At 70.3% G+C, this 20,122-nt stretch carries 13 protein-coding genes; 6 read left to right on the forward strand and 7 right to left on the reverse strand.

The features are described 5' to 3' along the window. Window positions 1–9: 9 nt before the first annotated feature. Together IPH07_33655 and IPH07_33660 are read left to right on the forward strand one after the other, a co-directional pair. Entirely contained in the window at window positions 10–636 is a 627-nt protein-coding gene (locus tag IPH07_33655) for a hypothetical protein (GenBank protein MBK6922384.1), read from the forward strand. Beyond that, window positions 633–2,141 carry a Tim44 domain-containing protein gene (locus tag IPH07_33660; GenBank protein ID MBK6922385.1) on the forward strand — a complete coding sequence of 503 codons (1,509 nt, stop codon included), beginning with the start codon at window positions 633–635 and terminating at the stop codon, window positions 2,139–2,141. Before IPH07_33655 ends, IPH07_33660 begins: the two co-directional genes overlap by 4 nt. Window positions 2,142–2,167: 26 nt before the next feature. On the opposite strand, the gene IPH07_33665 is transcribed toward IPH07_33660, so the two are convergent. After that, window positions 2,168–3,718, reverse strand: a complete 1,551-nt coding sequence (locus tag IPH07_33665) for a right-handed parallel beta-helix repeat-containing protein (protein ID MBK6922386.1) — start codon at window positions 3,716–3,718, stop codon at window positions 2,168–2,170. A 292-nt stretch (window positions 3,719–4,010) separates the two neighbouring features. Between IPH07_33665 and IPH07_33670 the strand changes: the two genes are divergently transcribed. Further along, window positions 4,011–6,350 (forward strand): catalase, encoded by a 2,340-nt coding sequence (locus IPH07_33670; protein MBK6922387.1) that lies wholly within the window; start codon window positions 4,011–4,013, stop codon window positions 6,348–6,350. A 113-nt stretch (window positions 6,351–6,463) separates the two neighbouring features. Here IPH07_33670 and IPH07_33675 read toward each other — a convergent pair whose 3' ends face one another. The 5 genes from IPH07_33675 to IPH07_33695 all read right to left on the reverse strand — a co-directional run bounded on the left by IPH07_33675 (window position 6,464) and on the right by IPH07_33695 (window position 14,825). After that, on the reverse strand, window positions 6,464–8,332 hold the full coding sequence (locus tag IPH07_33675) for a hypothetical protein (GenBank protein ID MBK6922388.1): 1,869 nt from the start codon (window positions 8,330–8,332) through the stop codon (window positions 6,464–6,466). After that, window positions 8,329–9,138, reverse strand: coding sequence for a UbiA family prenyltransferase (locus tag IPH07_33680; GenBank protein MBK6922389.1), 810 nt, complete (start codon window positions 9,136–9,138; stop codon window positions 8,329–8,331). Before IPH07_33680 ends, IPH07_33675 begins: the two co-directional genes overlap by 4 nt. Before the next feature lie 100 nt (window positions 9,139–9,238). Then, window positions 9,239–12,097, reverse strand: a complete 2,859-nt coding sequence (locus IPH07_33685; GenBank protein ID MBK6922390.1) for a serine/threonine protein kinase — start codon at window positions 12,095–12,097, stop codon at window positions 9,239–9,241. A gap of 155 nt (window positions 12,098–12,252) precedes the next feature. Continuing rightward, window positions 12,253–14,160: a hypothetical protein gene (locus tag IPH07_33690; protein ID MBK6922391.1), complete on the reverse strand. Its 1,908-nt coding sequence runs from the start codon at window positions 14,158–14,160 to the stop codon at window positions 12,253–12,255. 68 nt (window positions 14,161–14,228) lie between these two features. Further along, complete coding sequence (locus IPH07_33695) at window positions 14,229–14,825, reverse strand: hypothetical protein (protein ID MBK6922392.1); 597 nt, start codon at window positions 14,823–14,825, stop codon at window positions 14,229–14,231. 243 nt (window positions 14,826–15,068) lie between these two features. On the opposite strand from IPH07_33695, the gene IPH07_33700 reads away from it, so the two are divergent. The 3 genes from IPH07_33700 (at window position 15,069) to IPH07_33710 (ending at window position 18,639) form a co-directional block, all read left to right on the forward strand. Next, on the forward strand, window positions 15,069–17,594 hold the full coding sequence (locus IPH07_33700) for a hypothetical protein (GenBank protein MBK6922393.1): 2,526 nt from the start codon (window positions 15,069–15,071) through the stop codon (window positions 17,592–17,594). A 130-nt stretch (window positions 17,595–17,724) separates the two neighbouring features. Next, a complete protein-coding gene (locus IPH07_33705; GenBank protein ID MBK6922394.1) occupies window positions 17,725–18,336 on the forward strand; it encodes a hypothetical protein in 612 nt (203 codons plus the stop codon). 135 nt (window positions 18,337–18,471) lie between these two features. Next, window positions 18,472–18,639, forward strand: coding sequence for a hypothetical protein (locus tag IPH07_33710; GenBank protein MBK6922395.1), 168 nt, complete (start codon window positions 18,472–18,474; stop codon window positions 18,637–18,639). A gap of 74 nt (window positions 18,640–18,713) precedes the next feature. On the opposite strand, the gene IPH07_33715 is transcribed toward IPH07_33710, so the two are convergent. Next, window positions 18,714–19,811 carry a BON domain-containing protein gene (locus tag IPH07_33715; protein ID MBK6922396.1) on the reverse strand — a complete coding sequence of 366 codons (1,098 nt, stop codon included), beginning with the start codon at window positions 19,809–19,811 and terminating at the stop codon, window positions 18,714–18,716. Window positions 19,812–20,122 lie beyond the last annotated feature (311 nt).

The raw sequence follows: 20,122 nt of genomic DNA on the forward strand, positions 1-20,122 counted from the left end.
GACGCTGAGATGGCACATCCGTTCACCACCGACACCGCGCGTCGACGCCTGCAGGCGGCCGCCGACGCGATCGAGGCCCGCAGCAGCGCAGAGGTCGTCATCGCCGTGCGAGTCGCCGCCACCGACATGCGAGCGGCGGCACTGCTGGGCGGCACCGCGTGCTCGTTCTTCGGCCTGCTGGTCTCGCTGTTCGCACCGCCGGAGTTCTCGCTCGCGTCGATCGCCGCGCTCGACGTGGCGTGGTTTCTCGTGGGCGTGCTCGCCGTGACGGCGATGCCGGGGCTCGCCCGTCTGCTGAGCGCCGAGGCCGGTCTCGTGGCGAGGGTGCGCGCCGCGGCCCGGGCGTGCTTCGTCGAGCTGGGCGTGCACACGACCCGCGGTCGTACCGGGCTGCTGGTGTTCATCGCGCTGCGCGAGCAACAGATCGTCGTCGTCGCCGACACGGCGATCGATCGCGGCCGGGATCCCGAGCTCGCCCGCGCACTCGCGGCCATCGAGGCCATCGGCCACGAGGTCGGTCTGACCGAGGAGGCCCTCGGCACGCTCGAACGCGGGCTCGAACGGCTGGGCGACGTGCTGCACGAACGCCTGCCGCGCGCAGCCGACGACGTCGACGAGCTGGGGGCGTGGGGATGAGTCGCAAGCGGCTCGCATCGCTCGCCGCGCTCGCGATCGTCGTGCTCACCTACGCCGCGACCGCGTGGGCACGGCCCGGCGGCGGCCACGGCTTCGGTGGCGGTGGTGGTGGCGGTGGCGGTGGCGGTGGCGGTGGTGGTGGTGGCGGCTTCAGCTCGCATTCGTTCGGCGGTGGTCACTCGGGCGGGGGCGGCATGGACCTCGGCTGGACCCTCTTCGTCATCGCGGTGGCGATGATCGTGGTGCTCGTGGTCCCCATCGCGAGCGGCCGCATCGTGGCGCAGGGCGCCGACTGGAGCAGCAGCACCGTCGACACGCTGGCGCAACCGCCAACGCCGGGCCTCGATCGCGCGGAGCTGGCGCGCTTGGCCCGGCACGATCCCAATCTCTCCATCGTTCTGCTCGAGGACTTCGTGCAGGAGCTGTACGTGCGCGCGCACGAGGCCCGTGCCGACGCGGCCTCGCTGGCCCTACTGGCACCCTACATCGACCCGAAGCAACGCGATGCCTTGCTCGCCCGCAATCAGGGCCCACTGCTCGCCGTCCGCGACATCGTCGTGGGCGCGTCGGACCTCGCGAAGCTCACCGTGCTGGACGCACGCGCGCTGCTCTCGGTCGACTTCACGGCAAACTACACCGAGCTGCTCGCACACGGCGACACGCAGCAGCGCTACTACGTGCGCGAGCGTTGGACGCTCGAGCGCAGCCTGAACGCGAAGAGCCGCGCCCCCGACGAATGGCGCGCCTTCAACTGCCCCAAGTGCGGCGGACCGGTCGCGCTCGCCCACGAGCGCGCGTGCGAGTACTGCAACGCGCCGTTCGAGCGCGGCGACCACGAGTGGTTCGTCGTGGGGATTCGGGTCGAGGAATGCAACGTCTTGCCGCCGCAGCTGGGCGGCTACGCCGAGGAGGTCTACGGCGGTCCGACCATCGTGGATCCATCGCTGCCGGAGCACCTCACGGCGCTCGAGATCGAGGATCCTGCGTTCGATCCCGAGGCCTTCGATCGCCACGTGACGATGGTCTACCACCGGCTCAACCAGGCCTGGAGCTCGCTCGACTGGGCCGCCGTCCGCCCGTTCACGACCGATCGCTTCTGGCTGGCGCAGACGTACTGGATCGAGGCCTATCGCAGCCAGGGGCTGCGCAACCGGATGGACGAGGCTTCGATTCGGCGCATCGAGCTGACCAAGGCCACGCGCGATGCGTTCTTCTGGGCGTTGACCGTGCGCGTGTTCGCGTCTGCAATCGACACGACCGTGCACGAGGCCACCGGTCGCCGCGTCGGCGGCAACGGCAGCGCTCGCCGGTACAGCGAGTACTGGACCTTCATCCGCTCGGTCGGTCGCCGCGCCGCGACGACCGACACCCCGGTGTGTCCCAACTGCGGCGCGGATGCCAAGGTCGGCATGGCCGGCAACTGCGACGCCTGCGGTGTGAAGCTCACCGGCGGCGCCTACGACTGGGTGCTCAGCAAGATCGAGCAGGACGAGGTCTATCGCTAGACGACGCGGGCCCACGCGCCGCGGCTTCAGGGCCGCGGACCGTAGGTCGGCAGCTCGTCGCCGAGCTCGTACGCGCCGAGATCGGGCGCGGCGCCGTCGTGGGCGAAGCCCGGGATGACCGCACCGGCATCGACCGCGACCGAGCCGGCCGCCAGGCGTAGGTCGGGCGCCGCGGCGGCGGGGAACGCTGCGCTCGGCACCGCGACGGCGGCAGCGAACACCGAGGCGTCGATCTCGATCGCGTGCACCTCGGTGGTGTTGGCCTGCAGCTCGGCGAGGCTGCTGAATGCGGTGCCGCCGAGGTCGCCGGTGAACATGCCCGCGGCAGAACCGTAGCCGTCGTAGTCGAGATCGAACTGGGTGATGGCGGCGAGGTCGATGACGTCGCCCTCGCCGTTGTCGTAGCCGGCGTAGGTCGCCCCCGGGCCGCCGAGGAAGAGGTTGTTGCGGAAGTGCTGCCGCGCGAACACGTCCTCCGTGAAGGTGCTGAGTGCATCGCCCATCTTGACGACGGTGTTGTGCCAGCCGACGTCACCGATGCTGCCGCGCTGCAGCTTGAAGGCCTGGAACGCGGCGTTGTAGATCGCGTTGCGCACGAAGTAGCTCGGCCCCCCGAGCGCGGGCTGCGACGAGATGCCCATGAACACGTTGGTCAGACGATTGCCGATGACCCGGCAGTCGTGGAAGCAGAAGTCGGCCTCGATGCCGTCGTCGGCCCCCTCGGAGATGTCGTTGTAGAGCACGTCGATCGACCACTGATCGATCGCACCGTCGTCCTCGATGAACGAGATGCAGTCACGGAAGCCGCGCACGCGGTTGTGCTCGATCACGTGACCGGGGCCGGTGACCTCGATGCCCTCGCCGATGTTGTCGCCGTCGACGCCGAGCGAGCCCTCGGCCCAAACCGTCGCGCCCTCGACGAGGTTGTCGGCGATATAGAGGTTCTCCGAGCGGGTCTTGGTGACGATGCCGTCGCCCTCGGTGATGACGTGGTTGCCGATGAACGCGAGGTCGAGCGCATCGTTGAACTTGATCTGCCCGTGGACCTCGAGGCCCTGCACGATCACGTGGGCACGACCATCGAGGCGCACCTCGCCGTCGACGACGACCGCGCCTGCGGCACGCACGACGATCGGCGCGTCCGCGGTGCCGTCGACCGGGAACGTGAAGCTGGCGTAGGTGCCGGCCGCCAGCTCGAGCACGTCGCCGGGCTGGGCCGCGGCGGCCGCGGCCGCGAAGCTGCCGGGATCGACCGCGATCACCGGTGCACCCGGCATCGCCGCGGGCACCGGCCGCGTCGACGCGGTGAGCGTCCGGATCTCGCAGCCGCCATCGGGATCCGACAGCGCCAGCTCGACCTCGTAGGCGGTGCCCGGCGACAGCCCGAACACGGTGCCGACGTGGCGATTGGGCCACTCGAAGCCCTCGAGCGCACCGGCCGGCGTGCGACGCAGCGGCGTGCCCTCGTGCCAGCTGCCGCCGGGCTCGCGCCAGCGCACGGTGACGACGCCGTTCTCGTTGGTGTCGCCGTCGACGAGCCACTGCACGGTGAGATGTTCGAGGGTCGGCGACGGCAGCGTCGCCTCACCCGGTGTGGTACCGAGCGCATCGACGGCGTCGCCGATGCCATCGCAATCGGGCGGCGGTGGCTCGGTGGTGTCGCCGCTACTCGCATCGGCGCTGTCGCTGCTGTCGCCGATGGTGCCGTCGGTGCCCGCGGTCATCGTGCCGGCGGTCATCGTGCCCGCGGTCATCGTGCCCGCGGTCATCGTGCCGGTGCCGCCGCTGTCGGCTGCGTCGTCGCCGTCAGGGTCGCCGCGGTGACACGCGAGCAGGAGCAGCACGCCGAGGGCGAGATGGCCGTAGGTCATGCCCGCATTGTCGCAGACGCTGGCCACTGCGCACGTGCGCACGCGCTCGGACGGGCGCCTGCGCCCTGCTCCGGCGCGATTGAGCATCGCACCTCGCGGCACCTCACTTGCAGCGGGCGCGCCCGTGCCCGCGCGAACGACCCCGAAGAAAGCCGCCAAGACGTCCACCGCCCCCACGCGCAAGCGCAGCGCGGGCAAGCCCGCGGCGTCGAACGAGCGCGGTCGCAAGGCACGCGTCGAGAAGGCCACCGAAGGTCGCGACGCCCTCGGTCGTGGCGGTGAGCTCCACCAGGCCGCTCGTCCGGGCGGTGTCGTGCTCACGACCAACCAGGGCGTGGCGATCGCGGACGATCAGAACTCTCTCACCCTGGGCGAGCGGGGCCCGACGCTTCTCGAGGACTTCGTGCTGCGCGAGAAGATCACGCACTTCGATCACGAGCGCATCCCCGAGCGCATCGTGCACGCGCGCGGCTCGGCCGCCCACGGCTACTTCCAGCCCACCAAGTCGCTCGCGCACCTGACCCGCGCCGCGTTCCTGCAGGATCCCGAGGTGCGGACCCCGGTGTTCGTGCGCTTCTCGACGGTCGCCGGCGGCGCGGGCTCGGTCGATCTACCCCGCGACGTGCGGGGCTTCGCGGTGAAGTTCTACACCGAGGAGGGCAACTTCGATCTGGTCGGCAACAACATCCCGGTGTTCTTCATCCAAGACGCGATGAAGTTCCCCGACCTCGTGCACGCGGTGAAGATGGAGCCCGATCGCGGCTTCCCGCAGGCGGCCTCGGCCCACGCGACCTTCTGGGACTTCGTGTCGCTGATGCCCGAGAGCATGCACATGCTGATGTGGGCGATGTCCGACCGCGCAATCCCGCGATCGCTGCGCTTCATGGATGGCTTCGGCATCCACACCTTCCGTTTCATCGACCACGCCGGGCACGCGACCTTCGTGAAGTTCCACTGGCGTCCACGCCAGGGCGTGCAGTCGGTGCTGTGGCCGGAGGCGGTCGCCATCAACGGCGCCGACCAGGACTACCACCGCCGCGACCTGTGGCAGGCCATCGAGCGCGGTGACTACCCGGAGTTCGAGCTGGCGATCCAGTCGTTCGACGAGGACTTTGCCGAGCGCTTCGAGTTCGACGTGCTCGACCCGACCAAGCTGATTCCCGAGGAGCTGGTGCCGCTCGAGGTCATCGGCAAGCTGGTGCTCGATCGCAACCCCGACAACTTCTTCGCCGAGACCGAGCAGGCCGCATTCCACCCCGGCCACGTGGTGCCGGGCATCGACTTCAGCAACGACCCGCTGCTGCAGGGCCGGCTGTTCTCGTACCTCGACACGCAGCTGAGTCGCCTGGGCGGGCCCAACTTCCACGAGCTGCCGATCAATCGCCCGCGGTGCCCGATGCACAACTTCCAGCGCGACGGCATCGCGCGCATGGAGGTCGCCACCGGTCGCGTGAACTACGAGCCCAATTCGCTGGCGACGGATGGCCCGCGGGAGAGCGCGCGCGGCTTCACCAGCCACCCCGCCGAGGACGGCCCCCACAAGCTGCGTGTGCGGCCCGCCAGCTTCGCGGATCACTACAGCCAGGCGCGCCTGTTCTGGCGCTCGATGTCGGAGGTCGAGCAGCGCCACATCGCGTCGGCATTCGCGTTCGAGCTCGGCAAGGTCGAGGTCGTCGCGATCCGGCGGCGCATGCTCGGCCACCTCGACCTGATCGAGCCCGCGCTCGGCGAGGCCGTCGCGGGCAAGCTCGGCATGCGCGGCGAGGCCGAGGTCATCACGCCGGCGCGCGAGCCGATCGATCTCCCGCCCGCGCCGTCGCTGTCGATGCTCGGCCGCGGCGCGCCGACGCTGTCGGGCCGCAACGTCGCGGCGCTCGTGGGGGATGGCTGCGACGCCGAGCTGCTGGGCGCGCTGCGCGACCGGCTCGAGCAGGCCGGCGCCGTGCTGACGATCATCGCGCCGCAGGTCGCCGGCGTGCACGACGATGCCGGTGATGCCATCACGGTCGACGAGGCACTGCTCGGCGCACCGTCGTGCCTGTTCGACGCCATCGTCGTGTTGCTGCCCGGCGACGCCGCGCTCCCGCCCGATCTCCGCGCCGCCGCGACCGCGTGGATCCGCGATGCCCATACCCACTGCAAGGTGATCGGCCTTGTCGATCCGCGCTGGCTCACCGCCGCCGGCGTCGCGAAGGACGACGGCGTGATCGGCCTCGAGGGCAAGCGAGACATCGCGGCCTTCGTCGAGCGTGCGGGGGGCCTGCGAGTCTTCAGCCGCGAGGGCGCCCGTGACACGAAGCCGGCCAAGCGCGGCGCTCGGCCCCGAAGCAAGGCTTGATGCATCGCACCGGGCTCGCGCCGCGCGATCGACAACCGGCGGGTTCGTGGGAGAACACGATCGCGTCGAACCACACGTCGAGCGTCGGGCCCTGGGGATACGTCTCGTCGGTGCTACCGCGGCCCACGGGGGATCTGCGGTGGTTGGATCACCCGCGCTTGGCCCACCGGCGGCAGCTCGAAGCGCCGCAGGCCCTGCTTGGTGGCCTCGAGGAAGACCAGCTCGTCGCTGTCGAGCCGCTCGCGGAAGCGAAACGAGACCGCCTGCGGACCCTCGTTCTCGGGTGCGCGCAGCACCGTGGCACGGAACACGCCGACGTCGATGACCTCGCCCTCGTGCAGCGCGTCCTTGGGGTTGCGGAACAGCGCCTCCTGGAAGTCGACGTGGATGAAGGGCCCGATCGCCGACAGCTCGATGGTGTGATCGTCGAGTGTCCGCACGAGATGACGACGGATGTCCATGGCGAGCGCATGCCACGACTCGGGCAGCGGACGGCCGAGCATGTCCATGGTCGCGAGGCCGTAGATGCCGGTGACGAGATCGGGTGTGGTCAGCACCATCACGTGACGGCCACGCAGGTCGATGGCGTGCACGTCCGGGCTGTCGAAGAACTCGCGATGGGCCTCGCGTACGTCGGCGAGCGCGGCCAGCTGCATGCGCACGAACAGCGCGTCGCCGACCACGTGCTCCCACAGCAGCGGCACCACCAGCAAGCTGGTGCCGAGGCGACGCAGCAGGTGCCCCGCGCGACGGCTTCGCCACATGCGGACCAGCGCCACCACGACCGCGGCGAAGAAGGTCGCACCGCCGAGGCTGGGGATGCCAATCGCCCGCGTCGCTGGCGGGATCGCAGCCAGCGGCAACAACCCCAGCAAGCTGCCCCACACCAGCCACGCCACGCCACGGCGCTCGCGCGGCGTGAGGTACGAACGACATGCCCGCCACAGGAACGTCACCACCAGCACGGTGACGATTCCGGCCAGCCACGCGTGCCGCCACGATCGCGCGGGGGGATCGAACTCGATACCGCGGAACACCGCGGGCGGGATCCCCGTCCAGCCGTAGCGCAGCCACAGGCGCTCGGTCTCGCCGGGCAACCCGATGAACACCTCCGAGGCCATGCGCAGCAATCGGTTCGCGAGCTCGTAGACGAAGGTGCTGGTGTCGGTCAGCGGATCGACGTAGGTCGTGGCGCCGTAGACCCCGCAGCCGATCGCGACATACGCGATCGCGAACGCCACCGCGATCACGCCGGCCGGCAGCATCGCAACGATGCGCGCGCGCCAGCCGTCGCGGGTGTAGAGCAGCTCCCACACCAACAACAACGCCAGCACGCTGATCGCGTACTCACCGGCCGCGAACGCGGCCGCCCACAGCAGCAGCTCGATCGCGACCAGGCGGCCCGCGCGGCCTCGCAGCCGCCAGCGCGCGTGCACGAGCAGCGCCGCGTAGCCGAACACCGCCGAGATCAACGCGCAGCGGTTGGCCAGCCAACTCGCCGTCCAGGCCAGCGGCTCGTCGATCGCGACTGCGACCAACGCGACCACGGCGATGCGTCGCCCGACCGAGCCGGCGAGCATGCGCCACGCCCCGTAGAGCATCGCGGCCATCCACGCGAACGAGTGCACATGGGGCCAGATCGAGTCGCGCGGCAGGTACTTGGCGTCGACGTACACGAACAGGCTCGATAGCGGCCGCAGGTGCGCGAAGCGGAAGTGCGGCACCGTCCACCACGGCAGGCTGCCCTTGGCGGTGTGGACCGCGGTCGCGGCCGGATCGTCGAGCGCGAAGAAGTACAGGCCGAAGGGCGACTTGGGGCCGAACAGGCCGTCGACGTAGGCGAGCTGGAAGAGGTCGTCGGCAAGCGGCCCGAAGCGCAGCGCCGGTGCGTAGAGGATCACCGCACCGACGATCACCAGCGCGAGCACGACGCGATCGACGACGCGCCAGCGCGCCAAGCTGACGGGGCGATGCGCACTCACGGGAGCTCTCGCCATACCACGACGCATGCCAGGAGGAACGAGATGCCCGACAGCAGGCGCAGTCGGTTCCACACCCGCGGGATCGGCCGATCGCGCATCGGTGTGACGATCGCCACCACCGCCGGCAACGCCACCCACAGGCCGAAGTGCATCAGCGCGTGCAGGGCCGCCAGTGCCGCGAGCACGCGCGCCATCGCCATCGTCGCCGGCACACCGAGCGCGACTGCGGTGGTCCGCACGCCGCGATCGCGATCGACCTCGACGTCGCGCAGCACCTGCACGCACTCGAAGACCCCCGAGAAGAGCCCCAGCAGCAGCACCAACGGCAGCACCTGCGGCAGCCGCTCGCTCGGCACGCCGACCAACGGCATCGCCATGCCCCACGCCATCATCGCCGCGACATCGAGCAGCGGCTTGCGCTTGAGCACCGCCGAGTAGGCCCAGCAGACCCCACCGCCGAGCAGCAGCGGCAGCCACAGGCCCTCGCCCTGCCACCACGCCCACCCGAGCAGCACCGCGAGCAGCCACAGCTGCACCCGCAACGCAGCGGCGCGATGCGACAACAGGTACTCGGTCTTGCCGCGCTCGCGACCATCCGCGTCGAGATCGGCCGCGCCGTCGCAGAAGTCGTTGTTGAGGTAGACCAGCAGGTTCAGCGCGAAGCCGAACGCCAGCCGCACCGCCACCGCGCCGGTCGACAGGCCCAGCACCAGCGCCAGCGCCAGCGCGCCCGCGAGGTTGGCCATCTCGAGCCGACGGAGGCGATAGCTCGCGACGTCGAGGAGGATCTGGATCTCGGCGCGCACGCGAGCGGGTGCGGGATGGTCCCACGGAATGCGCGGCCGCGGAAGTTGGCCGCCGGCCTCGCCCGACGCCCGCGCGCCGGGTCGAGCCGGCCCGCGTCCGTCAGCGCTGATGCTCGGCGCGCCACTTGGTGGCCTCGTCGCGCGCGGTGGGGTAGCCCTCCTGCGCCTTGGCGTAGCCGGCGATCGCATCGTCGGCCAGGGTGATCGCGCGACCGCGATCGCCTCCGCCGTCCCACAGCGCACGGGCCAGCGCAAACTGGGCGTCGGCGCGATCGACCGGATCGATGTCGCTGCCGCGACGCAGCGCCACCGCGCGCTCGAGCGGCTCGATCGCGCGGGTCGGCGCATCGAGGGCCAGCTGCGCCAGCCCCACGCCGGTCAGCGGGTACGCGAGATCGGGGTGCTCGCGACCGAGCGCCTGCTCCGAGATGCGCAGCGCCGTGGTGTAGTTGGCCAGCGCGTCAGCAGCCTCGCCGTTGTCGTACTGCACGCTCGCGAGGTTGTTGTAGCCGCGCCCGAGCTCGGGGTGGTCGGCGCCGAGCGTGCGCTCGAACAGCCCGATCGCGACGCGGTACTCGGCCTTCGACCGCTCGCGCTGCCCGGCCTGCTTGGCCAGCTCGGCCATGTTGAACGTGAGGCGCGCGATGTTGGGGTGCTCGTCACCGAGCTTCTCCCGCAGGATCTCGCGCGCGCGGCCGTAGTGGTCGAGCGCTTCGTCGAGCCGTCGCTCGGTCACCAGCGTGTTGGCGACGTTGTTGAGCGAGAACGCGACCTCGGGGTGGCGAGGCCCGAGCGAGGCCTCCTGGATCGCCAGCGCCCGCTCGTAGCGCCCCTTGGCCGCCGCGTACTCGCCGGCCTCGAACTCGATGCTGCCCAGGTGCGTCAGCGTGCGCGCGACGGTGGGGTGCTGCGGCCCGTAGCGCACCTCGATGATCTCGATCGCCCGCAGCACGTGCTCGCGCGCGCGACCGATCTCGCCGCGGGCCGCGAGCGTGCGCGCGAGGTTGACCAGCGTGCTGCCATCGACCGCGGCCGCACCCAGGGACTCGCGCAGTGCCAACGCGCGCTCGTGCAGCGCCTGGGCGGCCGGGTAGTCGCCTTGGTCGTGGGCGATCATGCCGCGGGTGCTGGCGAGCTCGGCCTCGAGATCTGCGGGCTCACCGATCCTGTGCAGCGCGACCTCGGCGTGACGGGCGTAGTCGGCCGCGGGCCCGTGCTGCGCCTTGGTGTGACCGGCCGTGTACAGCAGGCCGATCCACGCCCGCGCCGCCAGCCCATCGTCGCCACCGGCCGCGGCGGCATCGGTCGCGCGTAGGTACGCCGCGATCGCGGGGTCGGGCTCGCCGCGACGGCTCTCGATCTCCGCCGACAGGAGCTCCGCCTCGGCCAGCAGCGGCAAGTGGCCGATCGCGGCGGCCTCGACCACCAGCGGCACGACCGCGGACTTCGCATCGTCGTAGCGACCGGCCCCCAGCAGCGCGGCCACGCGACTCGCCTCGGCGTTAGCGGCCTCGATGCGCTGGAGGACGGCCGGATCGGTCGGCATCGTCGATGCGCCGGCGCCGGTGGTCGCGGCACACCCATCGACCGCGGGCAGCGACAGCATCGCATCGACCGCGCGCTCACCGACCGCAGCATCGGCCGTCGCCAGCACGTCGACCATCGCCGCCAACCCCTGTCTGCGACGTTGCAGGCAGCTGATCTCGCGGTCGAGCTCGGGGCCGTCGTCCGGCTGCGCCGCCGCCATGGCCTCGCAGTTCGCTCGCTGTGCAGCGAGCAATGCGTTGGCGTAGTCGTCGAGCCCGGACAACACCGAGCTGGTGGTCGCGTCGGCATAGCTCGGCGCGGTGGCGGTGAGCGCCCGCGCGACCTCGTCGCGGCGGGTCGGATCCCAGATGCCGTCGAGCGCCGCGTCGACCCGCGTGCACGCGCCGTGATCGCTGCGCGAGCGCACCACCGTGGCCGAGAGCGCCGCAGTGCAGGCCAGCACGCCTGCGCCGATCGCCAGCCGTCGACGCGCAGGCCGAGGGTCGTGGGCGAGCGCGTCGACCAGCGCCGTCATGCTCGCGAAGCGCTGCTCGGGCGCGGCCGCGAGCCCGCGACGCAGGGTGCGACGCAGGTGGGCCGAGACCCCGCGCCCCGGCGGCATCTCGCGCAGGTGTTGGCCGTGCTTGGCGGCGGCGAGCTCTTCGACCGAGTCGCCCGCGAACGGGCGCTGGCCGAACACCGCCTCGTAGAGCGCGACGCACAGCGCGAACTGATCCGAGGCCGGCACCGCCTGCCCACCGTGCTGCTCGGGCGCCATGTACAACGGCGTGCCCAGCACCCAACCCGACAACGTGAGCGCGGCGATCTCGTGGCTGGTGCCGGTGGTCGCCGCGGTGCTCATCGCCTCGGGGGTCGAGTCCTGCGCGTCCGGTGGCCGCGCGAGCCCGAAGTCGAGCACCAGCACACGGCCGGCGTCGGCGCCCGCGCCGATCATGACGTTGTCGGGTTTGAAGTCGCGGTGCACGAGGCCGGCACCGTGGGCCGCAGCGAGCCCGCGCCCGGCGGCGATGAAGCAGCGCAGGATCTCCTGCTGCGATCGCGGTGCATCGCGCAGCCAGCGTCGCAGCGTCACGCCCTCGACGAACTCCATCGCCACGTAGACACGACCGCCGATGCTGCCGACATCGTGCACGGTGATGACGTTGGGATGCGACAACAACGCCATCGCCTGGGCCTCACGCAGCAGGCGCGCCCGCGCGATCGCGTCGCGGTCGGTGCCGAAGTCCCGGGCACGCAGCAGCTTGATCGCGACCTTGCGATCGAGGCGCTCGTCGTGGGCCAGCAGCACCACCCCCATGCCACCTCGACCGAGCGTGCGCTGCACGACGTAGCGACCGATGCGCGCGCCCGGCTCGAGGCTCGGCGCCTCGCAGGCAGGCTCGTCGAAACGCGGCGTGCGATCGTCGTCCACGGCATCGATCATACGCCGCGTCCGGCATCGACTGTTTCGGGGATTACGTAGCACCTCGACGGCGGGCGCGGGCGCGCGGTGCGATCGCGTACGCAATGATCGCCCGCACCGCGGGCGCTCGCGCGACCACGCGCGCCGAGCAGGCGCGCGATCGATCAGTAGCGCTGCACGATCGCGAAGTCGGCCGGGTGCGGCGCCGGTACCCGGAAGAACCCCACCGGGTCACCTTCGACCGCCACCGGCACCATCTCGCAGCCCGGCTCGCAGTGCAGCGTCGGCGCGGGATGGAACTTCACCAGCACATCGACCTTGGGGTCGGTGCCGCGCACGACGATGCGGTTGGTGGTGACCTCGAGCGTGCCGCGCGGTGGCTCGAGCAGGTGCGTCGCCGCCTTCACCTTGTAGAAGCGAAACGGTGGCAGCTCGGCGACGCGCTGAAGCGCTTCGTTCTTGTCCCACCACGGCGTCACCTCGCGCGACGACGACACCACCACCCAACGGATGCCGTAGGTCTTCGCGTAGGCCTCGAGCTCGGCGGCCGGGATGATGCCCTGGGGTCGGCGGCGCAGGATGTTGGCCCAGCTGTGCTCGAGGTTGCGCCAGATGAAGCCGCCCATGATCTGCGCGTCGGTCTTCCACGCCAGCTGCTCGCCCCAGCTCCAGCCATCGACGAGCCAGCGGCCCTGCCCGTCGTCGTGCGCGCTGACCCACTTTGCGACGTCGTCGCGGTGCCAGTTGGCGTAGCTGTAGTCGACCGGCGCGACGTGCCCGAGCGCCGAGAACCACACCTTCTCGCCGTGGGGCAGCGGTCGCACGTCCGGCAGCGAGCGCGCGGTGAAGTAGAGCACGTCCTGGGCGATCCACAGCGTGGTTCCGATGCCGAGCACCGCCGCGGTCCGCCGCGCGGCGATCGGCCAGCTGCGCCACGACTTCGCACGCCACTGCGCGTGCACCCACGACGCGGCCGGGATCGTCGCGAGCAGACCGAGCGGCGCGACGTGGCGATACGGCTGCACATGCGACAGCGGCGTGCCACCCCCGAAGTAGGCGATGAGCGCGAGCACGATCATCGTCAGCCCGATCGGCAGCGCCTTGGCGTCGCCGCGACGCCACCACGCGACCACGCCGAGCGTGCCCAGCACGATCCACGTGATGCGGATCGTCGCGCGGGTGGCGACGATGCCCGTGACCGCGGGATCGTCGAGCAGGTTGAACAGGTCGTAGAGCACCGCCGCCAGGCTGCGATCGCCGAACAGCGACGAGTCGAGGATGTAGGACCACCACTGCGCGGCGACTCGCAGCCACCACAGGTTCATCGCGACCGTGAAGATCGCCATGCCCCACACCGCCAGGTGACCGCGCCGATCGAGCTCCCGTGCCCCCCGCACGTAGACCACCGCGAGCGGCGTGACCAGCAGCAGGAACGAGTACGGGTGCACGAGGTGGCACACACCCATGAGCAGCGCCACGCCCACGCCCCGGACGAGGCCGCGCCGCTGCCACCAGCGCAGGAACAACGCCAGCGGCAGCAGACACATCCAGCTCGCGGTCGCGTACGCGAGCATGCCGACGTACCAGCACCAGTGCAGCCACGAGTCGAACGCCCACAGCAGCACCGCGGCGGCGGCGGCCAACAGCGCGGCGTTGCGCTGGAGGTCGAGCCAACGCGCCGCGAGGTAGATTGCGGGCACCAGTCCGACGTGGGCGAACACCACGAACAGGTTGAACGCCAACGGCTGCGACACGCCGACCTCGGTGAGCAACCACGTCCACGTCGCCCAGCCGATGTTGTCGGCCTCGAAAATCGTGCCGGTCGGATAGCCCGCGACCAGCCGCGGGTCCCACACCCAGTGGCGGCGCCACGTGTGCAGCCCCTCCACCATCCGCCAGGTCTGGTGGATGTGCGTGTCGAAGTCGAGGCCGGCGACCGGTCGCGGCTCGAACAGCTCGGCGCCGCCGAAGTAGCGCAGCACCCACAGCTGCGCCGCCATCACGGCTGCAAACGCGAGCACGAAGCGCAGCGAGGGTCGACGCCAAGTCGTTGCGGTCGCAGGCTCGCTCAAGTCCGGGCGGCAGCGTAACACGTCCACCGCGCCGCCCCCAAGGCCGGGCTCGGGTGACGCCTCCGACGTCAGTCGATCGGCAGATCGCCGTCGTCGCCCCCGCCGCAGGTCGAGTATTCACGACCGGTGCACTCGACGAACTCGTGGGGCCGCCGGATCGGGATGTGCCACCACTGCTGCCCGGTCTGCAGGTCTTCGCAGATCTCGAGGCTGCAGTTCGAGCACGAGTTCTGGCACACGATGTCGTCCACGATCTCGGCATCGACTTGGTAGCAGTTGTGCGGCGGCCACCACGGCCCCGGCGGGATGTCGAAGCTGGGCGCGGCGGGGGGCGCTTCGACGGTGAACCGCGTGGGCTCGGGCTCGCCGACATACGGTGTCCACGGTTCGAGGTCATGGAAGTCGCACTGCCACACCAACTCGTAGGTACCGGTGTAGAAGCGACAACCCTCCTCGTACGAGCTGGCACAGGCCGCCGCCGGCTCGACTTCGCCGTGCAGCTCGTCGCTCGCGCTGGGCTCGTCGACGGCGTCGCGAGTTCGCAGGTCGACGTCCTCATCGAGCTCGATCTCCGGCGCCGGCGCCACGTCGTCGAGGTCTCCATCGTCGTCGAGATCGCAGCTCGCAGCAAACCAGAGCATCAAGAGGATTCGTGACTTGGTCATGACCTGCTGACTCGCGAGGCGTCCAGCTGATCACGCGATCGTGCGATGACGTCGGACCCAGCCGCGATCGCGATCGAACGGCCATTGCGCGCGGGCGTTCGTCCCACGGACGAGTCACCGATGACGGATTCGCCCGGTCGTGGGCATTGCTCGCAGGACGAAGGCCGGAACGCGGTCGGGCGGACGCGTGGGCGTCCGCTGTGGGCGAGCAATTGGACGCGCGGGTGCGCGAAGGAGGCGAGCGTGGCGGTGGACAACAAGCTGATGGGTACCTGTCTGGTGTTTGCGATGGTGGCTGCGTGCGACGACCCGGGCGACGCTGGCGGCGATACCGGCGAGGTCGACGCGCGCGCAGGCCACCATGCACAGGGGCAGGTGTGCGAGCCAATCGACCTCGATCCGCGTCGTGCGATCTTCGAGACCAACGTCGCAGTGCTCGAGCCGTTCACGCTGCGGGCGGTGCTCCACCACGCGGCCAAGAACGCCGGCTATCGGGTCGATGCCGATGACGCCTACCAGCGCCTGATCGACACCTACGCAACCGCGGCGCAGGGTCGCTTCGATGGGCAACACTGCGACGACGAGCAGCCCGATCCATCGTTCACCGATCCGAACCTGCCGTGCGGCCTGCTGGGCTGCGATCAGGAGTTCTTCTGCGCCGCCCACGAACCCGCGTGCTTCTCGTGCGCGGCCGACGGGCATGCGTGTCAGCCCAGCACCGGCCTCGACCCCGGGGTGCACGAGGTGTGCGGGTTCGGACCCGACGGGCTGGAGCTGTGCAGCTTCGACGGACGTCAGGTGACCGACTGCGTACCAGCGCCCGAGGGTGCGTGCGACGACGCAGGCTGCGACTCGCTGGGCTGCGATGCAGTGACGCTGTGCGACACGAGCTTCGAGCTGTGCATCACGTGCACGGCCGAGCTCGACCAGTGCCGAGTCGATCAGGGCGTCACGGACGAGCCCGTCGAGACGGTCTGCCGCGACGTCGACGCGTGCCAGTTCGACGTCGATGCCGGCACGGTCTCGGGCTGCGAGCCCGACCCCGCGTGCGAGCAGGCGCAGTGCGGCGCGCTCGGCTGCGATCAGCAGTTCTTCTGCACCACCGACTTCAACTTCTGCTTCGCGTGCAGCGAAGACCTCTTGCAGTGCGAGCTCGACGGGCAGGCCGTGCCGTCGCCCTCGCAGGTGTGCAACTTCTCGACCAACGAGGTGTGCGAGTTCTCGGACGGCACCGTCGGATCGTGCGCCACCGACACCGAGGGCCTGTGCTTCGGTGGCGGCGGTGGCGAGGGCGGGACGACCGACGCGAGCGACACGTTCACGAGCTTCGGCTTCATCTCCGATGGCGAGGCCGGGGGCTCGGAGGTCGGCAGCGAGGTCGGCGGCGACTTCACCGGCACAGGCGGTGTAGAGGGCAGCGCCTCGGCCACCGCGACCGGTCCCGGCGACGGCTCGGCCACCGCGACGAGCGACGGCGGCAGCTTCGGTGACGGCACGAGCTTCGGCAGCACCACCACCTTCGGCGACGGCGGCAACGACGGCGGCGGCGCGGGATTCGGAGCGATCGACGGCTACCCGCTCGAGTGCCCGCGCGCCGAGGCCGACCAGATCGACAACATCGACGCGTGGTTTCCGATCTCGATCAGCAACCGCTTCGACCACGCGCCCGAGGACGGCGCCAACTGTGGCCAGCAGCGCATCGTATTCGCCAACAACGCGCAGAATCGCATGTTCATGATCTTCGAGGCGGTGATCCCCAACCCGAACCCGGGCTGTGGCATCGAGGCGTGTCGCCCCGTGGTCGAGTTCTGGGCCAAGATGAACGACATCACCGACGTCGATGTGCGACGGCGGCAGCTGAAGAAGGCGTTCCTCACCGGCCACCCGAAGCTCGAGGCCGCTGGCTTCGGACCGTTCATCGACGCGCGCAACTTCGCGTTCGGCACCGGCCAGGTGCGGACGAACAACTTCGATCAGGGCCCATGGACCCTGCGCGAGTACAAGCTGGTCGAGCAGCCACGACCAGGCAAGAAGTCGCTGATGCACGCGGCGCAGGTGCCGGTGACGTACAGCCCGATCGGCGATCACTTCAATGACGCGCTCGAGACCCCGCTCGGGCCCGAGTGTCGCGAGAGCTTCCTGGTCGCGATGGAGGGCCTGCTCACTGATGAACCCGACGCGATGAGCTTCCCGATCGACCCGATGTGTCGCGCCGCCGAGAGCCGTGACGACGGCGTATCGGACTTCGCCCAGCAGCTGGTGCTCGGCACCGGTGCGTTCGAAGCGGCCATCGAGGCCCGCCTCGACGAGCTCGGCTCGTCGCTGACGGCGATCGACATCGCGCAGCGGGCCCACTTCGCGGGCGCCTGCATCGGCTGCCACGAGCAGAGCAACGGCGCCGATCTCGGCAACGGCGTGGTCGCGCCGTTCTCGGCCGGCTTCACCCACAGTGTCGAGTTCTTCACCGAGGAGTGCTTCGACGGCGAGCAGTGCTTCGCGATCTCGGACGCACTGACGTCGAGCTTCCTGCCCCATCGCAAGGCGGTGATGGAGTCGTTCCTCGCGCAGACGCCGTGCCAGGGCCAGTGCTCGTACGAGCTCGAGTACGGGCCCACCAGCGAGCTCGTCGCCGGACCGATCGACGTGCGCCGCGCACTGACGCGCGACGGGCGACTCGACGTGCAGCGAATGCTCGAGCTCGAACGACGCACGCGTGCGGCCGGGGCCCAGCGCACGCTCGGCGGGCAGTCGACGCGCAGCGGCCACTAGCAGCCGGCGTGCGGGCCTGGACTCGCCAGCGCAGCACGCGTGGCACGTCGGGGGGACGGAGGCTCGCAAGGGCCCCGACCTCCGGACGTGCGCCATGGGGCACGCCCACCTGCTAGGCTGCGCAGCACCGATGTCCGGAGACCCATCGTTGCGATGTCGCTGCGGCTCTGTGCGGGGCCGCGTGGTCGAGCTGTCACCCGCGAGTTGCTCGCGCGTGGTGTGCTACTGCCGAGACTGCCGCGCGTACCTGCGGTGGCTCGGCGCCGACGCACTGCTCGATGCCTACGGCGGCACCGAGATCATCCAGCTCGCGCCGCGTCAGCTGACGATCGAGCACGGCGCGGAGCAGCTGCGTTGCGTTCGCCTGAGCGAGAAGGGCCTCATGCGTTGGTACGCCGCGTGCTGTCGCACGCCGGTCGCCAACGCGGTGTCTGGCAAGGTACCGTTCATCGGGGTCGCCAAGGCGATGCTGCCCGAGGTCGGCGACGCCGAGGTCGGAGCCGCGATCGGCATCCACGGCCGACTCGCCCCCGGTGGCTGTCCGCCCGGCGTGCATCCGCGGGGTCCGCTCGGCCTGGTGTTGCACGCCTCGCGACTGATGTTGCGCTGGTGGTGGCGTGGCATGGGCCAGCCGTCGGCGTTCTATGACGAGCACGCGCAGCCCCGCGTGGTGCCCGAGGTACTCGGTGCCTCGACGCGCACGTCGCTGGCCGAGCGGGATCGCATCGCGACCCCGGCTTGATGCGCCGCGAAAGCCGTGCCGCAGGCACGTCGCCACGGCGCACATGGTGACGCCCCCGCCGGCCACGTGGCGGCGGCGGCTCGGCGGCTGCCTTCGACTTCGTCGGTGCTCCACGGCTTGCATCGTGCTCGGACCATGAGCCGCGCCATCTGGAAGGGTCAAATCTCGTTCGGGCTGGTGCAGATACCGGTTTCCCTCGTCAAGGCTGAGGAAACCCACGATCTCGATCTGCACCTCGTCGATCGTCGTGATCGTGCTCCCATCGGGTACGAGTGCATCAACAAGAACACCGGCGAGCCGTGAACGGATGAATGGGTGGGGACCCGCGACGTCCGCGGACCCCCACCAGGTTCGTCTGCTCCCGCTACTGCTACGCGCTACGAGCGGGTGTCCGCGGCGCGCGACGAACTCGTGCTCGTCTGCGCCGCGGTACTGCCAGATGTGCTGGTCGCGTTGCGACCGCTGTTCGCGCCCGAGTCGCTCGACTGCGAGCCACTGGTCCGCAGCTGGTTGTGGCACTCCTTCACGCCACGGGCAGCGCACACACAGTCCTCGACCTGTCGCTTCACCGAGCGACCGCTGACGGTCCCCTTCAGCGTGACCTCGCCGTCCTTCACCGACACGTCGACGTCACTGGCATCGAGGCCCGAGTCCTCGAGCATCTCGCAGACGATCTCACGGACTCGATCATCGGATCGGGTGAAGTTCTTGGGGCTGTACGTCTGTCGCTGTTCGCCGCCCATGTTGCCATGGGAGCCCCGCCCGTACTCGCTGCCGCTGAAGCTGCCCTGCTGGCGTCCGCCGCCGAAGTCATCGCGGCCTCCCAGGCGCTCGCGATCGTAGCGACCACCGCCGAACCGGCTCCCGCCGTACTCGCTACCATAGGTGTGGCCATACGGGCCAGAAGGCCTCCCGGGCCAGTCGCCGCGCTCATGGCTGTAGTGCTGCGGGCTCGAATCGTACTGACGATGGTAGCGACCGCCATCCCACGGACTGTCGTCCATGCCGCGCCCAGCCGAGTAGCGGGCATCCCTGCCCGACGCCAGCGGTCGCTCGTCGAAACCACGCGACCTCCCGAAGTCGCGCGACCCGTAGTCGCGCGGACTGTACTCGCGCTGTCCATAGCTGCCGTCACGTGCACCCTGCCCGCGAGATCCGAAGTCGCGCTGCCACGGCTCGCGCTGCCAATCCTCGGGCTGCCACGATTCGCGCTGCCAGCCCTCGCCGCGCCACGGCGTACGCTGCCAGCCCTCGCCGCGCGAGACGTCACGCTGCCAGTCGTCGCGGTGTTGCCAATCATCGCGCGAGGTCCTCGAGTCATCGCGCGAGGTCCTCGAGCCCCAGCCCGGCGCGTCGTCGAATTGACCGCTGGCGCCCCGCTGATATCGACCGCCGTCGCGATACTCGGAATCGCGATACTCGGAGTCGGGATATCCCTCGCGACCGCCGCGGTCGAACTGCGGACGCGACCGCATCGATTCGTCCTCGTACCTGTGCTGATGTCGGCGTCCATTCATGTCGTGTGTCATGGCCTGTGCTTTCTCTGTCTGCCAGCCGGCGAGCGGCATGGGCGAGTCGTGGAGTCGTCGATATGAGCCCGCGCGAGCGACGCGGGAGGCAGTTTCAAGTGCACGCGCAGTCCAGGAGCTTCGAGGTGCTCTTCCACGAAGTGAACGAGGCGATTCAGATCCTCGGTCCATGCGAGGTCGCTTCGAGCGAGGCCCGGATTTGCAACCCCCGAGCCAAGCCGTCTCCGCGGATCGAGGGCGTTGGATGGGTATGCCTG

It is taken from the genome of Deltaproteobacteria bacterium, assembly GCA_016709225.1.
Lineage (GTDB): Bacteria > Myxococcota_A > Polyangia > Nannocystales > Nannocystaceae > Xiheibacterium > Xiheibacterium phototrophicum.

What these genes read in the sequence shown, in the direction of transcription:
- IPH07_33655 (MBK6922384.1), top strand. Translation starts at nt 10, where the DNA reads ATGGCACATCCGTTCACCACCGACACCGCGCGTCGACGCCTGCAGGCG.
- IPH07_33660 (MBK6922385.1), top strand. Translation starts at nt 633, where the DNA reads ATGAGTCGCAAGCGGCTCGCATCGCTCGCCGCGCTCGCGATCGTCGTG.
- IPH07_33670 (MBK6922387.1), top strand. Translation starts at nt 4,011, where the DNA reads ATGCCCGCATTGTCGCAGACGCTGGCCACTGCGCACGTGCGCACGCGC.
- IPH07_33695 (MBK6922392.1), bottom strand. Translation starts at nt 14,825, where the DNA reads ATGACCAAGTCACGAATCCTCTTGATGCTCTGGTTTGCTGCGAGCTGC.
- IPH07_33705 (MBK6922394.1), top strand. Translation starts at nt 17,725, where the DNA reads ATGTCCGGAGACCCATCGTTGCGATGTCGCTGCGGCTCTGTGCGGGGC.
- IPH07_33710 (MBK6922395.1), top strand. Translation starts at nt 18,472, where the DNA reads ATGAGCCGCGCCATCTGGAAGGGTCAAATCTCGTTCGGGCTGGTGCAG.
- IPH07_33715 (MBK6922396.1), bottom strand. Translation starts at nt 19,811, where the DNA reads ATGCGGTCGCGTCCGCAGTTCGACCGCGGCGGTCGCGAGGGATATCCC.